The sequence below is a fragment of the Neomoorella carbonis genome (assembly GCF_045278715.1).
In the GTDB taxonomy this organism is placed as follows: domain Bacteria; phylum Bacillota; class DSM-521; order Neomoorellales; family Neomoorellaceae; genus Neomoorella; species Neomoorella carbonis.
The window spans coordinates 1,198,024-1,218,085 of the sequence record NZ_CP136420.1 but is presented as its reverse complement, the minus strand read 5'-3'; the positions used below and the strand labels follow the sequence as shown (position 1 = coordinate 1,218,085).

The 20,062-nt window shown below is 56.6% G+C and carries 17 protein-coding genes; 2 read left to right on the top strand and 15 right to left on the bottom strand.

The window, feature by feature from the left end; all coding sequences use genetic code 11:
• Positions 1–45: 45 nt before the first annotated feature.
• The 12 genes from MCACP_RS06265 to MCACP_RS06210 form a co-directional block, all read right to left on the bottom strand.
• Entirely contained in the window at positions 46–891 is an 846-nt protein-coding gene (locus tag MCACP_RS06265; protein WP_406678490.1) for a PHP domain-containing protein, read from the bottom strand.
• 38 nt (positions 892–929) lie between these two features.
• Positions 930–1,715: a TIGR00282 family metallophosphoesterase gene (locus MCACP_RS06260; protein ID WP_406678489.1), complete on the bottom strand. Its 786-nt coding sequence runs from the start codon at positions 1,713–1,715 to the stop codon at positions 930–932.
• 49 nt (positions 1,716–1,764) lie between these two features.
• Positions 1,765–2,292: a hypothetical protein gene (locus tag MCACP_RS06255; protein WP_406678488.1), complete on the bottom strand. Its 528-nt coding sequence runs from the start codon at positions 2,290–2,292 to the stop codon at positions 1,765–1,767.
• 131 nt (positions 2,293–2,423) lie between these two features.
• A complete protein-coding gene (gene rny, locus MCACP_RS06250; protein WP_406678487.1) occupies positions 2,424–3,896 on the bottom strand; it encodes a ribonuclease Y in 1,473 nt (490 codons plus the stop codon).
• A gap of 310 nt (positions 3,897–4,206) precedes the next feature.
• Positions 4,207–4,713 carry a regulatory protein RecX gene (locus MCACP_RS06245; RefSeq protein WP_406678486.1) on the bottom strand — a complete coding sequence of 169 codons (507 nt, stop codon included), beginning with the start codon at positions 4,711–4,713 and terminating at the stop codon, positions 4,207–4,209.
• Complete coding sequence (recA, locus tag MCACP_RS06240; RefSeq protein WP_406678485.1) at positions 4,697–5,737, bottom strand: recombinase RecA; 1,041 nt, start codon at positions 5,735–5,737, stop codon at positions 4,697–4,699. The genes MCACP_RS06245 and recA overlap by 17 nt, the downstream gene beginning before the upstream one ends.
• 54 nt (positions 5,738–5,791) lie before the next feature.
• Complete coding sequence (thpR, locus tag MCACP_RS06235) at positions 5,792–6,370, bottom strand: RNA 2',3'-cyclic phosphodiesterase (RefSeq protein WP_406678697.1); 579 nt, start codon at positions 6,368–6,370, stop codon at positions 5,792–5,794.
• 71 nt (positions 6,371–6,441) lie between these two features.
• Complete coding sequence (locus MCACP_RS06230) at positions 6,442–7,935, bottom strand: AAA family ATPase (protein WP_406678484.1); 1,494 nt, start codon at positions 7,933–7,935, stop codon at positions 6,442–6,444.
• Between the two features lies 1 nt (position 7,936).
• The gene (locus tag MCACP_RS06225; RefSeq protein WP_406678483.1) at positions 7,937–8,473 is read right to left on the bottom strand and encodes a hypothetical protein; all 537 of its coding nucleotides are present in this window, start codon (positions 8,471–8,473) and stop codon (positions 7,937–7,939) included.
• Between the two features lie 91 nt (positions 8,474–8,564).
• A complete protein-coding gene (gene rimO, locus MCACP_RS06220) occupies positions 8,565–9,869 on the bottom strand; it encodes a 30S ribosomal protein S12 methylthiotransferase RimO (protein ID WP_406678482.1) in 1,305 nt (434 codons plus the stop codon).
• Positions 9,866–10,627: a helix-turn-helix domain-containing protein gene (locus tag MCACP_RS06215; protein WP_406678481.1), complete on the bottom strand. Its 762-nt coding sequence runs from the start codon at positions 10,625–10,627 to the stop codon at positions 9,866–9,868. The genes rimO and MCACP_RS06215 overlap by 4 nt, the downstream gene beginning before the upstream one ends.
• A gap of 59 nt (positions 10,628–10,686) precedes the next feature.
• Positions 10,687–13,008 (bottom strand): FtsK/SpoIIIE family DNA translocase, encoded by a 2,322-nt coding sequence (locus tag MCACP_RS06210; protein ID WP_406678480.1) that lies wholly within the window; start codon positions 13,006–13,008, stop codon positions 10,687–10,689.
• A 147-nt stretch (positions 13,009–13,155) separates the two neighbouring features.
• Here MCACP_RS06210 and MCACP_RS06205 point away from each other — a divergent pair, with 147 nt between their 5' ends.
• Positions 13,156–13,932, top strand: a complete 777-nt coding sequence (locus MCACP_RS06205) for a ClpP family protease (RefSeq protein ID WP_406678479.1) — start codon at positions 13,156–13,158, stop codon at positions 13,930–13,932.
• Between the two features lie 13 nt (positions 13,933–13,945).
• On the top strand, positions 13,946–14,182 hold the full coding sequence (locus MCACP_RS06200; protein WP_406678478.1) for a YlzJ-like family protein: 237 nt from the start codon (positions 13,946–13,948) through the stop codon (positions 14,180–14,182).
• Between the two features lie 217 nt (positions 14,183–14,399).
• Here the strand turns inward: MCACP_RS06200 and MCACP_RS06195 are convergent, their stop codons facing one another.
• From MCACP_RS06195 to MCACP_RS06185, 3 genes are all read right to left on the bottom strand, one after another.
• Entirely contained in the window at positions 14,400–15,026 is a 627-nt protein-coding gene (locus MCACP_RS06195; RefSeq protein ID WP_406678477.1) for a Panacea domain-containing protein, read from the bottom strand.
• A 201-nt stretch (positions 15,027–15,227) separates the two neighbouring features.
• Positions 15,228–16,880: an S-layer homology domain-containing protein gene (locus tag MCACP_RS06190; RefSeq protein WP_406678476.1), complete on the bottom strand. Its 1,653-nt coding sequence runs from the start codon at positions 16,878–16,880 to the stop codon at positions 15,228–15,230.
• Between the two features lie 79 nt (positions 16,881–16,959).
• A complete protein-coding gene (locus tag MCACP_RS06185) occupies positions 16,960–19,917 on the bottom strand; it encodes an S-layer homology domain-containing protein (RefSeq protein WP_406678475.1) in 2,958 nt (985 codons plus the stop codon).
• Between the last annotated feature and the right edge of the window lie 145 nt (positions 19,918–20,062).

Genomic DNA, 20,062 nt, shown 5'->3' with positions numbered 1-20,062 from the left:
CCCCACCCCCTCAATTATTAGTTTGCTAAAATATATGCCCGGAAATCAAACCTTAGTCGCTTGAACTTTAATCTTTTTCGCCCGTACCTGTAACTGTTCCAGTTCCGCTGTGCCCACCCGGCAGGTCCCCAGCTCGGCATGGCTGCCGTCAACTATGCCGTGGAAATCGGAACCGCCGGTAACCACCAGGTTATACCGGGAGGCCAGTTCCAGGTAACGCCCGGTGGCGGCGGCATCGTGGAGGGGATAATAGGCTTCGATACCCTGTAAGCCGTCATCAACTAGGGCCGGAAGAAGGGCATCGGCCTCGCTTAAGCCCGGGTGGGCCAGGACGGGGACGCCGCCAGCCTTTAATATTACCTCCACCGCCCGGGCAGGTTCAACTTTTTCCCGCGGGACATAAGCAGGCCGGCCCCGTGCCAGCAGGGTTTTGAAGGCCGCCTCCACGGAGGGGGCATATCCCTTACGGACCAGAACGGCTGCGATATGGGGACGGCCCACGGCCTCGCCCCGGACTTCCTGCTCGACCTCGCCCATGCTGATATCATAACCCAGCTCTTGTAATCTGGCGACCATCCGGGCCGTGCGCCGGTGACGCGCCTGGCGCATAGTTTCCAGGAAGGCCAGCAAATGTTCCTTTTGCCAGTCAAGGTAATAACCCAAAATATGGACTTCTTTATCTTCCCACTCGGTGCTCAGCTCGACCCCGGGAACGACCGTCACGCCGTAACTGCTGCCGGCAGCCAGGGCTTCTGCCAGGCCGGCTACCGTATCGTGGTCGGTAACACCCAGGGCCGTCAAGCCTTTTGTCTGCGCCAGCCTGATTAGTTCAGCTGGTGACAGCCGGCCGTCGGAGGCCGTAGTATGGGTATGTAAATCAGCTAGCTGCATAGATATCCTGTCTAATTGGTTAATTTTTAGTGGTCAATTTACGCCGGGCCGTAGTGCTGCAACCTCTGGATAGCCTCTGCCCGGCCGGTACGGGGATCAATATCTACCAGCACGGCTTCCAGCTGGATAGTGCCGCCGGCGACTTCAAACCGCACCGGCAGCTGGGTAAGAAATTTTGTAACGACAAGTTCTGTTTTCACCCCCAGGACCGAATCCCTGGGTCCGGTCATACCTACATCGGTGATATATGCTGTCCCCTGGGGCAGGACGCGGGCATCGGCCGTCTGGATATGGGTATGGGTCCCGATCACCGCACTTACCAGGCCGTCCAGGTACCAGCCCAGGGCAACCTTTTCCGAAGTTGCTTCAGCATGGAAGTCTACTAAAATGATTTTAGTTGTCGCCCCGATCTCTTCTGCCAGGCAGCGTCCCAGGCGAAAAGGGCACTCCAGGGATGATAGAAAAACCCGCCCCGATAAATTAATAATTCCTACCTGCAGGTCTTCCTTAACCTTTACCAGGGTATAGCCCCGGCCGGGAGTACCGGGAGGATAGTTAGCCGGCCGGACAATGCGCTCATCCTCCTCCAGGAGGGCCGCCGCTTCGCGCTTGTCCCAGACGTGGTTGCCCATGGTTAAAATATCAATGCCGGCGGCAAAAAGATCAGCGGCAACAGCCGGGGTAATGCCGTTGCCGCCGGCCGCATTTTCACCGTTTGCCACCACCAGGTCCGGCCGGTATTCCTGGAGCAGGGGCGGCAGGAGCTCCCGGATCGCTTTACGGCCCGGCCGTCCCACTACATCGCCGATCATTAAAACCCGCAAAAACAAGGCTCCCCTCGAATTACCTTAAAAATTATTATTCGTCATGGGGCTATTTATTAAACACCATGACCCGGCCTTCTTCCCGGAAGGCAATTAGCTGGCGCTCCGGGACGGTGCCCCGGACGCTTTCCAGCATACGGTCAATTAACTCTTCCTGGAGCAAAAGCTCTTCTTCCATGATATTATCATTGTTCTCCGCTACCAGGTTGGACCCAAATTCCTCCCGCACCAGGGCGATAATGAGGTCAATTTCATCCCGGGAAAGGGTAGCTACATCCCGCTGTACCTCCAGGGCCGTCAGCTGGTCATAGGGTGTATATTTCAGGTTGATGACCCGCGCTTCCCGGTCTTCCAGGTAGTTATATACTTCCAGGGATTTGCGGAATTTCTTTTCAAACTGCTGGATGGCCTCCCCGGCCAGGGGCTGAGACAGCATAAAGGTAAAGCGTAAAACCTGGTCTTGGGGTTCATAGTTAATGGTACCTACTTCCGGGTAACGTACCAGGATAGAAATAAGGAGACCGATAGTATCAGATACTTCGCCGCCGTGTTTGTACTTCAGGCCCAAGGTTAACACCTGCCCCGTACTTTTATGTATAAGACACTACTTCTGCACCTAGAAGCAAATTCCTGCCTGCCTTGTCCTCCGGTAACGATGAAAATTTAATGGCAGGGATGGAAAAACTATTCCCTTCCCTGCCAAAAAAATTATTTAGCATAATCAACAGCGCGGGTTTCGCGGATAACCACCACTTTAATCTGGCCCGGATATTCCATTTCCTTTTCAATCTTTTTCACGATTTCCCTGGCCAGGTGGACAGCCATGGCGTCATCAATCTTGTCGGGTTTAACTAAAATCCTTACCTCCCGGCCGGCCTGGATGGCATAGGACTTTTCCACGCCAGCAAAGGAATCGGCGATCTCCTCCAGTTTTTCCAGGCGTTTAATATAAGCCTCCAGGGTCTCCCGCCGGGCTCCCGGCCGCGCTGCTGAAATAGCATCGGCCGCCTGAACCAGGCCGGCTTCGATGCTACGCGGTTCCACGTCACCATGATGGGCTTCAATGGCATGGATTACCTCCGGGGATTCCCGGTATTTTTTAGCCAGATCGACACCCAGGGCGACATGGGGACCCTCCACTTCAAAATCGACGGCTTTACCAATATCATGGAGCAAGCCGGCCCGCTTGGCCAGCTGGACATCAACACCCAGCTCGGCAGCCATGGCCCCGGCCAGGAAAGCTACTTCCAGGGAGTGTTTAAGGACGTTCTGGCCGTAGCTGGTGCGGTATTTAAGTTTACCCAGGAGGCGCACCAGCTCTGGATGCAGGCCGTGAATCCCCGCTTCGAAGGTAGCCCGTTCCCCTTCTTCCCGGATCTTCTGCTCCAGCTCCCGCCGGGCCTTTTCAACCATTTCTTCGATCCGGGCCGGGTGGATACGCCCATCGATAATTAACTTTTCCAGGGCAATGCGGGCCACTTCCCGGCGAATAGGATCGAAGCTGGAGAGAATAACGGCTTCCGGGGTATCATCAATGATGAGATCGACACCCGTCAGGGTTTCCAGGGCGCGAATGTTGCGGCCCTCGCGACCGATTATGCGCCCCTTCATTTCATCATTGGGCAGGTTCACCACCGAAACCGTAGCCTCGGCCACATAATCAGCAGCACAATGCTGGATGGCGTGGGTAACAATCTCCCGCGCCCTTTTTTCTGCTTCTTCTTTGGCTTCCGTTTCAATTTGTTTAATCAACATGGCTGCTTCATGCCTTACTTCTTCTTCGACACTCTGCAGCAGGATGGCCCTGGCTTCTTCGGTCGTCAAGCCGGAAATGCGTTCCAGCTCGCTGACCTGCCGCCGGCGCAGCTCTTCCAGCTCTTCCCTCAGCTTCTGGGCAGCTTCTTCCTGGCGGTGAAGGCTGGCCTCTTTCCGCTCGAGGGCTTCGGTCTTGCGGTCCAGCGCCTCTTCCTTCTGCATCAGGCGCCGCTCGAAACGCTGGAGCTCACTGCGCCGTTCCCGGCTCTCCCGCTCTATTTCATTACGGATGCGGTGGGCTTCTTCCTTGGCTTCCAGGACCGCTTCTCGCTTTTTAGCCTCGGCTTCTTTTTTGGCTTCTTCGATAATGGCGGCTGCAGCCTTCTCGGCCGAAGCAATCCTGGCCTCGGCCAGGTATTTGCGCATGGCATAACCGCCGGCTGCACCCACCAGGAAAGCTATCAGGGCATAAAAGATATACTGGATTTTTCTTCACCCCCCCTTCATAAAATAAAGCCGAGTAGAAACTCGGCTTGAAAATAGGCACACCAACCACATATCCCCTTTTTAGGTTCAAAACCAGGACTCCTCACGCCTGTTGGGGACCCAAAAATACAGTACAACAATCCATTTTCAGGTCAGATAAGTTATATTCCATCCAGGCTAAACCTGGTAGTGAAATCTATCCATAAAGGGTAATGGTGGTGATCCTACACCTAGTTTCTCCCACTCTATTTTATAGGTTTAAATCATCACTGTCAATATGAATATGTCCTGCCAGTTCTTCCAGCACCTGGCGAACTATATGCCCGTTAAAACCTCGCTGCCAGAGAAAGCGGGCCAGACGCCGGTAATAATGATCGGCGCTTTCTCCTGGGCGCCGGTGATATTTCCCCGCCAGTTCCCGGGCTGCGGCCAGCTCTGCTTCCGGAGAAAGCAGGTCGCTGACTACCCCTTCAGCCAGGGCAGGGGCCACGCCGTGCTCCTGCAGCTCGCGCCGCAGGCGCCTCCGGCCTACCGGGTGGGTAGCCAGCCGGTAAGCGGCCCAGTCCCGGGCAAAACGGGCGTCATCAAGCAAACCGGCATCCTGCAACCGCTTTATGGTCGCCGCCACTACCTCCCCGGGAAAACCCCTGGCCTGCAATTTCCAGCGTATTTCCTGTTCACTCTGCTGGCGCCGGGTTAATATTCTCAGGGCACACTCCCAGGCAGCTCCCGCCGAGGGATTATCCGTCTTGCGCACCTTCCTCTTCTACCGCCGCTGCGGCCGTCTTTACTAACCCGGTTTTAACGCGGATCTGGTTTTCAATGCTGGCCGCCACTTCGGGGTGGTCGCGCAGGAACTCTTTGGCTGCTTCCCGGCCCTGGCCGAGGCGATCCTCCCCCAGGGAATACCAAGCTCCACTCTTCTTTACTATATCCAATTCCGTGCCCATGTCAAGCAGGCAACCCTCGCGGTCAATACCCCGGCCGTAAATAATATCAAATTCGGCCTGGCGGAAGGGCGGCGCCACTTTATTTTTAACAACCTTTACCCGGGTGCGGCTGCCAATAATCTCGGTCCCCTGCTTGACCTGCTCTACTTTGCGCACATCCAGGCGCACCGAAGCATAAAATTTCAGCGCCCGTCCCCCGGGTGTCGTCTCGGGACTGCCGAAGAGGACCCCTACCTTTTCCCGCAACTGGTTGATAAAAATAGCAACGGTGCGCGATTTGGCAATAACGCCGGCCAGCTTGCGTAGAGCCTGGGACATGAGCCTGGCCTGCAGGCCCACATGGGCGTCGCCCATTTCACCGTCCAGCTCAGCTTTGGGCACCAGGGCGGCTACGGAATCGATGACAATGACATCGATGGCGCCGCTGCGCACCAGGGCTTCGGCTATTTCCAGGGCCTGCTCGCCGGTATCGGGCTGGGATACTAAAAGGTTGTCAATGTCGACGCCCAGGTTCCTGGCATACACCGGGTCGAGGGCGTGCTCGGCGTCGATAAAGGCTGCCGTGCCGCCGCCCCGCTGGGCCTCGGCTATGACATGCAGGGCCACCGTCGTCTTACCCGAGGATTCCGGGCCAAAGATTTCCACCACCCGACCCCGGGGCAGCCCGCCTACCCCCAGGGCCAGATCCAGGGGCAGGGCGCCGGTGGAAATGGCTTCTACATTGAGCCGGGCACCGGATTCCCCCAGCTTCATTATGGAACCCTTGCCGAAGTGCCTCTCGATCTGGAGCAGGGCATTTTCCAGGGCCCGCTGCTTGTCCGATAAAACCACTATGTAAGTTCGCCTCCTAGGAAAATAAAGTTCTATTTTGCCAAAAGTGCATTTTCATTGTTCATTGGAGGGGGCGCCGTCAGGGGCCGGCAAAGGGACTGTTAGCACCGGCCTATAAACAGCCCCGCGGGGGGTCAGGCTGCTCTCCATGAGGCTTACCGCCGTCACCTTTTCCCTCCCCCAGGACACGCCGGCCAGACTCTTGAGCCTGTCCTGGAGCGGCCCGGAGGCCGTCCCCGGCCGCAGGCGGCCCAGGGTTAAATGGGGAGTAAAGGAAGCGGCCGGGAAACCTAGCTCCAGGTATTCCCTGGTTACCTGCTGCTGTAAAACATACAGGGGCTTTTCCGACTCCACCCCCACCCAGACCACCCTGGGACTGCGCCACCCCGGGAAAACCCCGGTGCCCTTTACCTCCAGGTGCCACGGATTGATCCCGGCAGCGGCACGCCGCAGGGCCGCTCCTATCTCCTCAACCCTGGCCGGGGCCACTTCACCCAAAAACTTGAGGGTCAAATGGATATTCTCCGGCGGCACCCATTTAACTGCTGCCGGCAGCTGGCGTAGTTCTTCCAGCAGTCCGGCCAGGACATTTTTCAGCGCGGGTGAGAAATTTATAGCCACAAACAGCCGCATACCGATCACCTGTTTACAGGATCTATTCGCTTCCCCTTCCTGATAATCCTGCTGCACCGTGACCAAAATTTTCAAGAGGCGGCGGCCTGTTCCTGTAACAGGGCCCGCAGTTCCCGCCCGGTTACTGTTTCCTTTTCTACCAGTTCTGCAGCCAAGGCCTTTAAAGCCTCCTGGTAGGGCCGGAGGAGGGAAGCCACCTTTGCTTCTTCCCGGCTGATGATATTGGAGGAAGCGTTGTGCATCTGTTCCTTGGTCAAATTTTCTTCAGCCACTACCCCGAGGTCCGACAGCCCGGAGGTAATAATCACCCGGGCCAGGCGGATGGCTTCTTTAAAGTCATTGAGGGACCCGGTACTGCGGCTGCCAAGGATCAAGTTCTCAGCCACGGCGCCGGCCAGGCAGATATCCATTTGGGTTTCAAGGTATTCCCTGGTGTACAGGTACATGTCGTTATCCGGCTTCTGCCGGGTATAGCCCAGGGCCTGGCCCCGGGAGGTGATGGTCACGTGGGAAATAGACCGGGGTCTTAGCAGCTCCCCGGCAATGGCATGGCCGGCCTCATGGATGGCCAGCCGGTACAGCTCGTCCGCCGCCGGTTTGCGGCCCAGCTTTTCCCCCAGCATTACCTTATCCACCGCTTCCATTAAATGTTTCTGGGTGATAAGGGGAGATTTTTCCCGCAGGGCCAGGATGGCGGCCTCATTGGCCACGCTTTCCAGATGCGCCCCGGAAAACCCGAAGGTTTCCCGGGCAACGGCTTCCAGATCCACCTCCGGCGCCAGGGGCTTATTGGCCGTATGCAGTTTTAAAATGGCCAGCCTTCCCTCCCGGTCAGGCAGGTCAACCTTGACCTGTCGGTCGAACCGCCCCGGACGTAAAAGGGCCGGATCCAGCAAGTCGGGGCGGTTGGTAGCGCCGATAACCAGAATCTGGACATCGTGGCTGCTCTTTAAGCCATCCATCTCTACCAGGAGCTGGTTTAAAGTCTGGTCATATTCTAGGTGGGAGGCGTGGCTGCCGCGCCTGCCGCCCAGGACTTCCAGCTCGTCGATAAAGATAATGGCCCGTTTTTTCTGCCGGCGCCGGGCCAAATCCCGGGCCCGGTTGAAAATGGCCCGTACCCGCTGGGCGCCGACGCCGGCATACATCTCGATAAATTCGCTGCCGCTGGCCTCGAGAAAAACAGCATCCGTATAGGTGGCGGCCGCCTTGGCCAGAAGCGTCTTTCCCGTTCCCGGCGGGCCGCTCAAAAGGATGCCCTTCAAGGGACGAATGCCCATGGCCTCAACTTCTGAACTGCGCAGTAAAAACTCCAGGGCCTCCTTTAACTCGCGGACAGCCGCAGCCTGGCCGCCGATATCCGCAAAGGATACCTTCACCGGCGGCGTATACCCCTTCCCCCCCAGGGTTGAAGGGAGGAGGCCTTTTTTTTCAATTACCCAGTAGGCCAGGAAACCCATTCCCGCCAGGAGCAAAAAGGGAGTAATGTTCACCCCTTCGATGACTAAAAAAATTATTAACCCCAGGCCTGTGCCAGCAATTATCTCTTTAATTTCCTTAAACACTTTACCCCTCCCCCCGGGTTACATAATTGGGCCTGGGTACTACCTGGTAAAGGTAAGCCTGTCCCTGGCTGAATTGGAGATAAATATAGTTATCGTCCACATTGACGGCATACTGGTCGACGCCCGCCTGGCGCGCCAGCCGTTCAACGGTGGCCGCCATCTGGGTAAAGCTGCCGCGCACTGCCGCTTCATAGACGGCAAACTGGCTTTGCCGCCATAAATTTTCCAGGGCCGGGGAACGGCGGTCCTGGATGACCAGCTTTACCTGTTCCCTGCCGTAAAGCTTGTCCACCGCTTCCTGTACCTGCCGGTAGACCTGGGGCAGATCGGCTCCTGGTCCAAGGATGACCCTAACTTCCAGGCCTTGAGCCGTCCGGGTCACCTCTGCTTCCTGAACCGCAGGATTGGCCTTTAAGGTATCAGCCAGGGGTTTTTCCTGGCTGTAGTGCCGGTAGGCCCACTGGCCCCCGGTCAATAAACCAAAGGTTAAAAGGGCTGCCAGAAAAATAAAATGAAGGCGCCACCCTTTGAAGTGCAAAGATAACACTCCTCTCCCAGGGATAACACCTTCAATTATAACAAATTTCAACTAATCAGGCCTTATGAATTACCTGGCAGGACTGCCACATCTACCTTTTCGTCTCTACCTTTCCCACCAAATCGTAATTGCCGCGGACCCGGGTGAGTTTAACTGTGGCCATAGTTCCCGCCGGCAGGGTGCCTCCTTGCATATAAATCAAGCCGTCGACCTCCGGAGCCTGGCGGAAACTGCGGCCTACCCCCGGCCCTTCTGTTAAAACCTGCACCTGCCGTCCCACCCAGCGTTCATTGCAGGCCCTGGTAATGGGCTGCTGGTAAAGCATTAATTTCCGGTAGCGTTCTTCCTTTACTTCTTCCGGCACCTGATCCGGCAAACCGGCGGCGGCAGTACCGGCTTCCGGGGAATATTTAAAGGCACCCACCCAGTCGAACTGCATAGAGCCCAAAAAGTCCAGGAGCTGCTGGAAATCCTCTTCCCTTTCTCCCGGAAAGCCGACAATAAAAGTGGAACGCAGGGCTATTTCCGGCATGGCCCGGCGCAGGCGTTCGATAGTCTTGATGCTGGCGGTAAGGCTCCCGGGGCGGTTCATCCGCCGCAGGACGGGTTCACTGGCATGCTGGAGGGGCAGATCCAGGTAAGGCAGCACTTTGGCCTCCGTGGCCATTACCTCCACCAGTTCGGGGGTAATCCTGGTGGGATAGGCATAGAGGAGGCGCAGCCACTCAATTTCCGGAATCCGGGCCAGCTCCCGCAGAAGCCGGGGCAGGCGGTACTCGCCGTAGCAGTCCAGGCCATAAGCGGTAGTGTCCTGGGCCACCAGGATTAATTCCTTTACGCCGGCCGCGGCCAGGGTCCTGGCCTCGGCAATGAGCTTTTCCAGGGGGCGGCTGCGGTAAGGCCCCTTGATGGCGGGGATGGTGCAATAACTGCAGCGATTATCACAGCCCTCGGCAATCTTTAAATAAGCATAGGGCCTTCCCTTCTCCGTAAGGCGGGGCAGTTCTCCTTCCTCTTCATCAGGAAGCGGGACGTCCACAAGCCGTTCCCCTTTTAACACCCGGTCAATAATCAGGGGCAGGCGGCCGATGGCTCCCGGCCCAATGAAAGCGGCGACTTCAGGCAGTTCCTGCCACAGCTCCCGGGCGTGCTGCTGGGCGAGACACCCGGCCACAATAATATAGGGCCGTGGCTCTCCCTGGGCCAGCCCTAAAATAGTTTCCAGGGCCTCCTGCTTGGCCGCCGTGATAAAGCTGCAGGTATTGACGATAACAACTTCAGCCTCGCGGGGGTCCTTCACCAGGGCAAAACGGTTTTTATCCAGGACACCCAGCATATACTCGCTGTCAACTTGATTCTTGGCGCAACCGAGGGTTACAACAGCAGTTTTGATCATCGTTTCCTCGTTATTTTAGCCTGGCTGGAATCTTTAGTAGCCTCGAAGGTAACTACATCGCCCACCCTGCCCAGGGGTGGTTGGACCTGGCCGTTGATGGTTACCTCGACGGCGCCGGCGCTGCCAAGGGTAACGGTAATTTTTTCCTTCCCCTGCAATACCCTGCTTTCGCCGGCCTTTAAGATCCCGGCAAAATCTTTTTTGCCGTCAACTTCAGCCCCCATCCAGCAGTCCCCGGAAGCCCTGACCTTGACTTCCACCCCCTGGACCTGGGGCGTTGTCCCTACCGGCGGCGGCTGGGTGACGGGCTGCTGCGGGGCAGGGGTCACCGGTGCCGGTTCTGTTACCTGCGGCTGCGGTGGTGAGGCGGATTGGTCAAAGGAAGGACGGTAATGATTATATAACCAGTTGATACCCCAGAGCACAAGAAGTACTGCCGGAACCAGCAGCCAGTGCCTTCTTTTCTCCCGGGCATACCCCCTGGCTGGCAGGCGCTGCTCTTCCACCGGGCTGTTGTCTTCTTCGGTAGGGTATTCCTGTTTAAACTGCTGCACCACCGCCTGGACATCCAGGCCAAGATAGCGGGCATAACTGCGCACAAAACCCAGGGCATACACCCGCCCGGGGAGCTGATTATACTCCCCATTTTCCAGGGCTTCCAGATAGCGCAGGCGGATTTTTGTAGCTTCTTCCACTTCGCGTAGAGAGAGCCCCTTTGCCTGGCGGGCAGAGCGGAGCACCTCCCCAACCTTTTCCATGGCCTCACCTCCCGGTTTAAATCTTTTTCGACACAGCAGCAAGAGATTCCTGCCCTATATCATTCTTCTTTTGTGCCGAATAATTCCTGGTATTCCTCCCAGTTAATAAGAATGGCGCGGGCCTTGGTACCTTCATGGCCGCCCACAAAACCCCTGGCTTCCATCATATCCATCAGCCTCGCCGCCCTGGTATAACCTATCCGCAGGCGCCGCTGGAGCATGGAGATGGAAGCCTGGCCAGTCTCCAGGATCACCTTGACGGCTGCAGGGAAAAGCTCGTCTTCCGCCCCGCTGTTGTCTTCGCTGCTTTCCTCTCCTTTCAAGAAATTAGGGTTATATTCCGGCCGGCCCTGCTGTTTGACATAAGTCACCAGGTCTTCCACCTCCCGGTCGGAAACATAAACCCCCTGGACGCGGATAGGCTTGCTGGCCCCGATGGGTAAAAAGAGCATATCACCGCGGCCTAAAAGCTTTTCCGCCCCGGCCATGTCCAGGATGGTCCGGGAATCAATCTGGGAGGAAACGGCAAAGGCTATCCGGGAAGAGATGTTGGCCTTGATCAGGCCGGTAATGACATCTACTGAAGGCCGCTGCGTGGCCACAACCAGGTGAATGCCGGCCGCCCGGGCCATCTGGGCCAGGCGGCAGATGGCGTCTTCCACATCGGCCGGGGCCACCATCATCAGGTCGGCCAGCTCGTCAATAAGGACTACAACCAGGGGCAGGGTGCCCTGGCCGCCGTTTTCCTTGTGCATCAAGCGGTTGTAGCGGGTAATGTCCTTGACCCCGGCGCCGGCAAAAAGCTCATAGCGTTTCTCCATTTCACTGACCATCCACTGCAGGGCCGTGGCGGCCTTTTTCGGCTGGCTGACCACCGGCGCCAGGAGGTGGGGAATCCCGTTGTACTGGGTCAGCTCCACCATTTTGGGGTCAATCATCAAAAGTTTTAGCTCCTGAGGGGTGGCTTTAAACAGCAGGCTGCAAATCAGGGCGTTCAGGCAGACGCTCTTGCCAGAACCGGTAGTCCCGGCAATCAGGAGGTGAGGCATTTTCGCCAGGTCGGCAATTACCGGGTTGCCGGCAATATCTTTACCCAGGGCCACCGTCAGCTTGCTGCTGGATTCCAGAAAAGCAGGATCTTCCAGCACTTCCCGCAGGTGGACCACAGCTATCTCCTTATTGGGCACTTCGATACCCACCGCCGCCTTGCCCGGGATGGGGGCTTCAATCCGCACCTGGGCGGCTGCCAGGCTCAGGGCAATATCGTCGGCCAGGCTGACGATCCTGCTCACCTTCACTCCCGGAGCCGGCTGGACTTCATAGCGGGTCACCGTCGGGCCGCAGCTGACCTGCGTCACCTTGACCTTGACACCAAAGCTGTCCAGGGTGTCTTCCAGGATCTTGATCCGGTCGGTAATATCCTTTTCCAGGCGGGGATTTTTTACCCTTACCGGCCGGGTCAAAAGACTCAAAGGCGGTAAAACATAGGGGCCGGGCTGCTCGGAGGCGGTTTCTTCCCCCTCTTTACCGGCAGGATCTTCCACCTGGAGGTTAACCTTGGGCCGGCGCCGGGCTTTTTTCTCGTCCTCGCCGACCGGCGGGGCCGGACTTTCCGGATAGACCCTGGCCTGGGCCGGCTCTTCCACACTGACTACAGGCTGAATGGCCGGCGGCGGCGGTTCCGGCGGCGGGTTAATGACCACGGGCACTACTTCCCGTTCCCGCGGCAAAGATTTCCCCCTGCCCTTCAGGCTTTTCTTTTCCTGCACCTCCGGCTCCTCTTCTTCGACCTCGGTAAAGAGAAAGGCCAGGAGCCAGCCTTTAATGGACTGGAAGGTGATACAGAGCATCTGGCCCAGGCGCCCGGTTAAGCGGGTTAAAGAGACGCCGGTGGTCAGGAGAAAGGCAATAAGACCCAAGGCCGTCAGCACAATCCAGGTGCCCACCCGGCCGAAAATGGACCGCAGGAAGAGGGATACCAGGGCGCCGAGCAGGCCGCCGCCCTGGCCGGCGACCCCAGAGGCCAGGGCTTCTTTATAAGTACTGCCGTTTAAGAAAGGCTGGTGCAGGGCGCTTAAAAAAGTAAGAAAAAGTAAAATGCCTCCCAGCAAACGCGGCCGGGAATCCTTCACTTTGCCCCCGGTAATGAGGCGGACGCCCCAGGCAGCCAGGAATAAAGGAAATACATATTTACCCTCGCCGGTCAGGGCTTTTAAGAAGCCCACCAGCAGCTGACCCACAGCGCCGATGCTGGCAGCAGAACTTATGTAACCCAGGTCCAGGACATACAACCCCGCCAGGCAGAGGAGGGCCAGGGCCACCAGGGCCACACCGATAATTTCATTTTTTATCTTTTCATTCAGCGTCCTGGCAGGAGCCATTTTCCATCACCCCGGTTGCTACTATTCTACACGGTGCTTTGAAATTCCTTGCTTCTGAAATAAAAAGATGGCGATGCATGTTTGCGGGCTTTATTTCCTATAATAACCCTGAGCCAGGTTTAAATTAAACAAGGGGGAGTTGCAATTATGCCCAGCCCTGATATCAGTCCCAACCCTGTGCCCAATCAACCGGCCACACCCCCGCCCCAGCTACCTGGGGAGCCGGTGCGCGTCACCGCCCGCCCCCCCGCCAGCCCGCAGGTAGAAAACATTAAAGAGCTGGGGCAAACTAATGTCGCTGAATATAAAAGTGAAATTCAATGCGTGCAGATCGTAGGCCAGATCGAGGGCCACCTGGTCCTGCCGCCGCAGAACAAAACCACTAAATATGAGCACATTATTCCCCAGCTGGTGGCCATCGAGCAGGACCCCGGCATCAAAGGCCTCCTGGTGGTTTTAAATACCGTGGGCGGCGATGTTGAAGCCGGTCTGGCCATTGCCGAAATGCTGGTCAGCATGTCCAAACCGGTGGTGTCCCTGGTCCTGGGCGGAGGGCATTCCATCGGCGTGCCCATCGCCGTGGCGGCCAACCATTCCTTCATTGCCGAAACGGCCACCATGACCATCCACCCCATCCGCCTCACCGGCCTGGTCATCGGCGTTCCCCAGACCTATGAATACCTGGACAAAATGCAGGACCGGGTCATCCGTTTTATTGTGGAGCACGCTAATATTTCCGAGCAGGAGCTGCGCCGCCTGATGTTCCAGACAGGCGAGCTGGCGCGGGATATCGGTACCATCCTGGTGGGTAAGGATGCCGTGAAGGTGGGCTTGATTGATGAAGTCGGCGGGCTTTCCCAGGCCGTCCAGCATTTAAAAAGACTCATTGCCGAAGGCGTCCCCGGCCCGGGGAAACTCCACTGAGAGGGTGATAATTATGTACATCTACAGCCCTATGCCGTGGGAGCTGATCTGGGAGGGGGCAGAAAATTTCTGCCCCCGCCGCCAGGAAATCAAGGTCGGTCACCTGACTCTGGAAATCGAACCCTTAAGCTTCAACCAGGCCCGGGTGGTGCGCCTGATCAGCACCGACCCGGCCGACTACCTGGCCGGCCCCTACCAGCCGGGCGCAGTCCTGGAATTTGCCCCCCGGCGTATCTTTAACCCTGCATAGATCCTGCAAATTAGCCAGGGCCTCTGCCGGGGTTTCTCCGTCTGATATACAGCCCGTTGATAAGGGGATACTGGCCAGCCATCCGCCGCCTTCCTCCTCTGTAAGGCGGCGGAGTTTGATCACATTGCCCGCATGACGTCCATGTAGACGCGAAGCTATTTTGTCTCTACCGCTGGTAAACAGGAAAGCACCGGCGCACCGGTGCTTAATTCAATTCTCAAACGAAAAATATATCTTGATATCTTCTCAGGCTCTTTTTAATATCCTCGAGTTCGTTTATGTCAAAAATCTCCCTTAAGGTTTTAAAATATTTTTTAATGCTCTCTTTGGATATTATTTCTTGACAATGTTCACTGGCTTGATAACCCCTCCTTGCCTCCCGCCAAGGCTCATCTTTATGGGTCATTCTTTCTAGAACTTTGGCGTCAAACATTCCATAAACCTCATTGATTGCGTTCAGTAGTTCTACTTGGCTTGTATCAAAAGCAGCATCCATATTTTCCTCAACTTTTTCCAGACTTCTCCATCCGTAATCCCGGTACTTATGATAGATCTCCGGACAAACAGGACCATGAACCCATGCTTGAAAATCAGAAGTAAAGAGGGGAGCATCAAAAAAGGATAAATGCCACCCTTGGGCATAATAAAGTAATTTTTGCAGTTTTAAAGGGGTTATAGCGCTTCCCGCTTCATTGTCTACTTTGCTTAGGAAAAAATCAGCGACATCCTCTACCCTTACCGTTCTATTAGGTTTATAGTTCAGCAATCTATCCAGCGCAGATTTTAGTTTTTTCCTCGCCACCTCAGATAATGCTTCCTTATTAGCTTCAAAGACTTTTAGCATATACCTCGGAGGCAAGTAAGTCTGGCCTTCCTTAACAACGTAAGAGTAAAATAACCCCCACCTAGCACCTAAGGTGGGGGCTTGAACATCCTAGTTATATCTTTAGAAAGTATAACAGCCTCGGATTCTCCCAGGATCAAGGTCGGTTCTAAACAAGGCAACAACCAGGTGGTTTTGCATCCCCCTGGAAAGAACTTTAGCCTACAATCCCGGCGCAAAGCTTTTATCCATCAACCTCTTCAGCATCACGACGGCCTCGGCCCTGGTGGCGTGCTCCAGGGGCGCCAGACCGCCTTCGCGGCCGCCGATAATCCCGGCTGTCACGGCCGCCGCCATGGCCGGCCGGGCCCAGGAGGGAACAACCGCCTGATCTTTATAGTTCTGCAGGACGGCTTCCACCCGGCCGGGCTCCTGCTGCACCGCCAGGCCTTTCAAGGCCAGGGCATTGGCCAGCATGGCCGCCATTTCCGCCCTGGTCACCGGATTGTCGGGCTTAAAGGTCTTATCCTCGTACCCGTGCACCAGCCCCGCCCGGACAGCGGCGGCAACGGAAGGAGCGTACCAGGCTTCAGGCGGCACATCGCTAAAGCCGGTTGCCGCCCCCGATGCCGGCAGGCCTAGAACACGCTGTAAGAGGCTTGTAAATTCAGCCCGGGTAATCGCGCGGTCGGGCTCAAATCGCCCCTCTCCCATGCCGGCGGCGATATGCCTGGCCGCCATAATCTCTACATCCCTGGCCGCCCAGTGGCCCGCCAGGTCGGCAAAATCAGCCCGGTACTCCAGGACGATGTAACTCCCGGCCCCGGGGAGGGCAAATTCCAGGTAGGGGCTCCCTTCCACCCTACGGCCGCCGCGATAAACCAGGGAACCACCGCTCTGCACCTGGTAGACGCCCAGGAGGTCCCGGTCCAACCCCTGCCGCTCTTCATATTTTATCCTGGCAGAGATGCCGGCCGAGAGCCCCGCCTTCTCCCCGGCGGTGAGGGTATAAACCATACCCGCCGCCCTGTAGCCCGGCCTGTTGACGTCTTTTATTCGGGCCGGGTCCGGGCTCTCCTGCCTGCACGTTAGATCCGCTCCACCGGAGACGCTCAAAGCCGTCAGGGAGGCCGCCGGCAGGGTCAAGACCACCGGACCGTAGTCCAGCTCCAGCTCCGCCTTTTTCTGCCCCAGGTCCTGAAGCAGGGCCGGCGGCAGGGAGAAGGTCCGGGTGGGAGCAGTCTCCCCCGCCAGGGAAAGGACCAGCTTGTTATCCTTTATCCCGGCGGCCGCCTCCGGGCTCACCCACCAGGTAACAACTCCCGCGGCAGCGTCGCGCTGGATCTCTTCTCCCGTACCGGCCGGAGGCACCGCGGCCCCACCCCCGCCGGCCGCGGCCTGACCGCCGCTCCCCAGCAAAGCGTTCACAACCTCTTTCCGGACAGGCTCCAGGGACGGCGGGAAATTGCCCTTCAGGATGGATTGAATGTCCGAGGTCGCCGCCAGGGCGTTGGCTAGGGTAGTGTATTTCCTATCCGTAAGCAGCACTTCCGCCGCCGTTTTCCTGACCAGGGAATTCACGTCGTCTTCATCCTTGAGGCTGCTCGTATCGGCATTAGCAAGCCGCTCCTGCACATCGGCCAGGAAGGAACGAATGTCGCCGTCCATGGCCTGCTCACTGCTATTTAGCTTCCGGTACTCTTCCAGCAGTTCCTGGCGGTAGGACTGGTAGGCGGGATCATCCTTCAACCGGTCGTACAGGCCGGGGAGATCCAGCCCCGCGGCCGTAGCGGCCGGCCCTCCCACCAGGGACAACAGCATCAGGAACAACAGCGTCCAGCAGGTAAAAACCCTCGTATAAACCCTCCGCAACAACCTTCTCCCCTCCGGTTAAAAAATAGGGGGCATGCCCGCAGCGGCAGGACATCCCCCGTACCTTTTGGCAAAAAGCAGATTAGATGCGGTCTTGAAGCCGCTTGAGCATGACCACCGTTTCCGCCCGGGTGGCGTTGCCCAGGGGCACGAAGGTGGTGGCCGTCCGGCCGGCAATCAGCCCGGACTCTACCGCCGCAGCCGCGCTCTCCCTGGCCCAGGCCGCAATGCTGCCATTGTCGCTGAACTTACTCAAGATATCGTCCACCCGGCCGGTAACATCCACCTTCTTGCCGGCGTAAGCCAGGGCCCGGGTCAACATGGCGGTCATCTCCTGGCGGCTGATGGCCCGGTCGGGACGGAAGCTGCCGTCCTCATAGCCGGCCACCAGGCCGGTCCTGGAGGCAGTCACTACGGCGCCGTAGTACCAGTCGCCGGGCTGGATGTCAATGAAGGGATTGGCAGCGGACCTATCCTCACTGATACCCAAGGCGCGGAGCAGGAAGGCCGTAAATTCCGCCCGCGTTACCTGGCCTTCTGGATTGAATTCGCTGGCTGTGATGCCGGCCGCAACGTGGCGGGCAGCCATGATTTCGATATCCCGCTGGGCCCAGTGTCCCTGGATGTCGCTGAAGGTCTTATCATAGGACATCACCGTGTACTTCGAGAAGGAATTGAGGACGGCGCTGATAGAATTGGTGGCCTTATCGACCCGGCCGCCCCTGTATTCCCAGGCGCCGGCAGCTACATTGTAACGATAGATGCCCAGCTTGTCGGCGTCCACACCCTGCGGGCGATAGGTCAAGGTAAGGGTTACCGGTTTGGCCGGGGTCACCGTCTGCTGGTCGTCACCCTTAACAGCATACAGGCCGATCTCGATAACGTCCGCCGCCTGGCGCATGCCGGCCGGGAGGCCGCCGGTAAACGCCCGGGCCTCTGCTTCGTCCAGGACCTGGAAGGCAAAATTAACCGTTGCTGCCGGATCGGCCAGGATCTCCGGCGGTATCACCCCTGCCGGGAGAAGGGCCTTTACCCCCGCCACTTCCAGGGAAAGGGCCTTGCCAGCTTCCGCGGCTTTTGTAAAGACGGCGGCCGGCAGTTCCACCGTAGCGGTCTTGACGGTCACGTCGGCCGGGATGTCGGCCTTAAAGACCACCGGGCCGGAAGTCTGGGCAATCAGGTCGGCCGCTTTGGTAGCATCGATTGTGGTCGTCACGCTGCCCGTGGATTTGTCGACCGTAACCTGGCCGAAGTCGGTGGTAGTGGTGGTAGGCTGCCCGGTTTGGGGGGCACCGCCACCGCCTCCGCCACCGCCACTGCCGGAAGCAGCGCTAGTGGTTACAATAAGTTCAGGGCTTGCGGCCGTATTCTCCAGATTATCATGGGCTATTACTTTATAAGTATAGGTTGTTGATGCGCTAAGGCCGGTGTCAGTATAAGTGTTGCCTGTTATCAGCTGGGCGTTAATTTTATTGTTGTTGCGAATAATGTCGTAACCCTTGATCCCTGAACTGTCGGCAGCCGAAAAATTCAATACCACACTTGAACTGGTAACATCCCCCTTGGTTAGGGTAACATTAGTCGGCGGGGTGGTATCCTGCAGAACTGCGTAAGTCGAGAAGTGTTCAACTTCCGCTTTAACGATATCCCCATCCAGCCAGCTCGGCTGATATTCCCACGTGCCGTTATTCAGATAGAAGACGGCAACTTTATCTTTACCGGGATCTCTTTTCAGCCCGATAGTTACTTTTTTGTCCAAATTACCATTAAACGTAAATTCGGCTATCTGACCACCAATACTTGTACCGGAAGGTGTTGGTACCTCACTGGCATCCTTTTTCACAACTTGAAGTGAAGCCCCATTCAAATTAAGACCCGCCGGTAGAATAACCTGAATGCCAGCATCGTCACCAAAGACCAAAGTAGCTGGTTCTTTAAGCACACCGGAGGAATCTAACAGATCCTGCAATTCATTATCCAAGGACACAGGCTGACCGATGGTTAAGATAGGTAGAACCGTTATCGTATAGCTGGCCAGCCAGGCATTAGACGCCGTGTTGTTTGGGTGAAAAGCCCGGATAATTACTGTTGAAGCTGTGTTGACATTTTTAGCTCGCAATATATTAGTATTAGGATCAAAATCAGCAACATTCGGATTAGCAGAGACCCATTTTAGTACACTTCCTGGCACATTAAAAGTCTCCTGCGCATCCGGTATCTGGACCTCCAGGTCAAAGTACCTTGTCTCGCCAGGAATCAAGCTGCCTACTTTTGAAGGAACTACAAATGTCACCGAGCGTATGTATCCCTTCAGCAGAGCCTGCTCGGCATCTTTACCGTGGTCTACTGCATTCCGCAAGGCGTCTTTCACGTCAACCAGTTGGGCGACACTCCAGCCAAGGTCAGTGATGCTCTTCTTAAAAGGTTGTTCAGAATCGACATTGTTAACCGCATCCCGCAGAATGTTGCTAAATTCCGCTAATACCTGTTCGTAGTTATTACTGCCAATAAATCCAGCCAGGTCCCATATGTTGGCAGAAAGTGCACCTGGTAGGGCCTGTTCAGTCTGGATGGCAAAATCCCAAGCATCGTCGACGGTCACACCGCTTCCAAGCAATTGACTGAATATAGAGCTATAATCGCTGCGGAATTGATTCAATTTATCTTTTAATTCATAAGGATCTTGCGCGTACTGGATCTGAGCCGCGGCTCTAATCACAGGGGCCAGCTTAAGAGCGGCTTCATTTTCATCATTAATACCAAGCCTAGATTTAACTCCATCAGTTATTAATTGGTTTGCAACTAAAATATTTGCTATCTCATCATCACGAAGCCCCGCAATCTCATCCTTCGCCGCCTGGATAACGGCCTTATCCCCATCATCCAGGCAGTTATACACCGGCTGCAGCCTGTTCACCAGATCGGCTACCGGGTCGCTCGACGACGCCGCGGCATTAGGCACGGCCGGGATGCCGGCCAGCACCAGGCTTAGGCAAACAACAACCGCCAGATACGACCATAAACCCTTGAAGCGCACCATATAACCCTCCTAACGCCCCATTCGGGCCCGCCTGCAGCGAGCCTTTCAGAGGCAAATTTTGTTAACTCCCTCCAGTTCACTTGCTATATTCGCCATTTTTGGTAATAATCCTCCTAAAAAACCTGAACAAATAAGAAAAGTTTAC

Bases quoted from the DNA above. Each gene is read 5' to 3' on its own strand.
- MCACP_RS06185 (WP_406678475.1), bottom strand. From the start codon at position 19,917: ATGGTGCGCTTCAAGGGTTTATGGTCGTATCTGGCGGTTGTTGTTTGC.
- rny (WP_406678487.1), bottom strand. From the start codon at position 3,896: ATGCGCAAATACCTGGCCGAGGCCAGGATTGCTTCGGCCGAGAAGGCT.
- MCACP_RS06205 (WP_406678479.1), top strand. From the start codon at position 13,156: ATGCCCAGCCCTGATATCAGTCCCAACCCTGTGCCCAATCAACCGGCC.
- MCACP_RS06195 (WP_406678477.1), bottom strand. From the start codon at position 15,026: ATGCTAAAAGTCTTTGAAGCTAATAAGGAAGCATTATCTGAGGTGGCG.
- MCACP_RS06210 (WP_406678480.1), bottom strand. From the start codon at position 13,008: ATGGCTCCTGCCAGGACGCTGAATGAAAAGATAAAAAATGAAATTATC.
- thpR (WP_406678697.1), bottom strand. From the start codon at position 6,370: ATGCGGCTGTTTGTGGCTATAAATTTCTCACCCGCGCTGAAAAATGTC.
- MCACP_RS06215 (WP_406678481.1), bottom strand. From the start codon at position 10,627: ATGGAAAAGGTTGGGGAGGTGCTCCGCTCTGCCCGCCAGGCAAAGGGG.
- rimO (WP_406678482.1), bottom strand. From the start codon at position 9,869: ATGATCAAAACTGCTGTTGTAACCCTCGGTTGCGCCAAGAATCAAGTT.
- MCACP_RS06265 (WP_406678490.1), bottom strand. From the start codon at position 891: ATGCAGCTAGCTGATTTACATACCCATACTACGGCCTCCGACGGCCGG.
- MCACP_RS06200 (WP_406678478.1), top strand. From the start codon at position 13,946: ATGTACATCTACAGCCCTATGCCGTGGGAGCTGATCTGGGAGGGGGCA.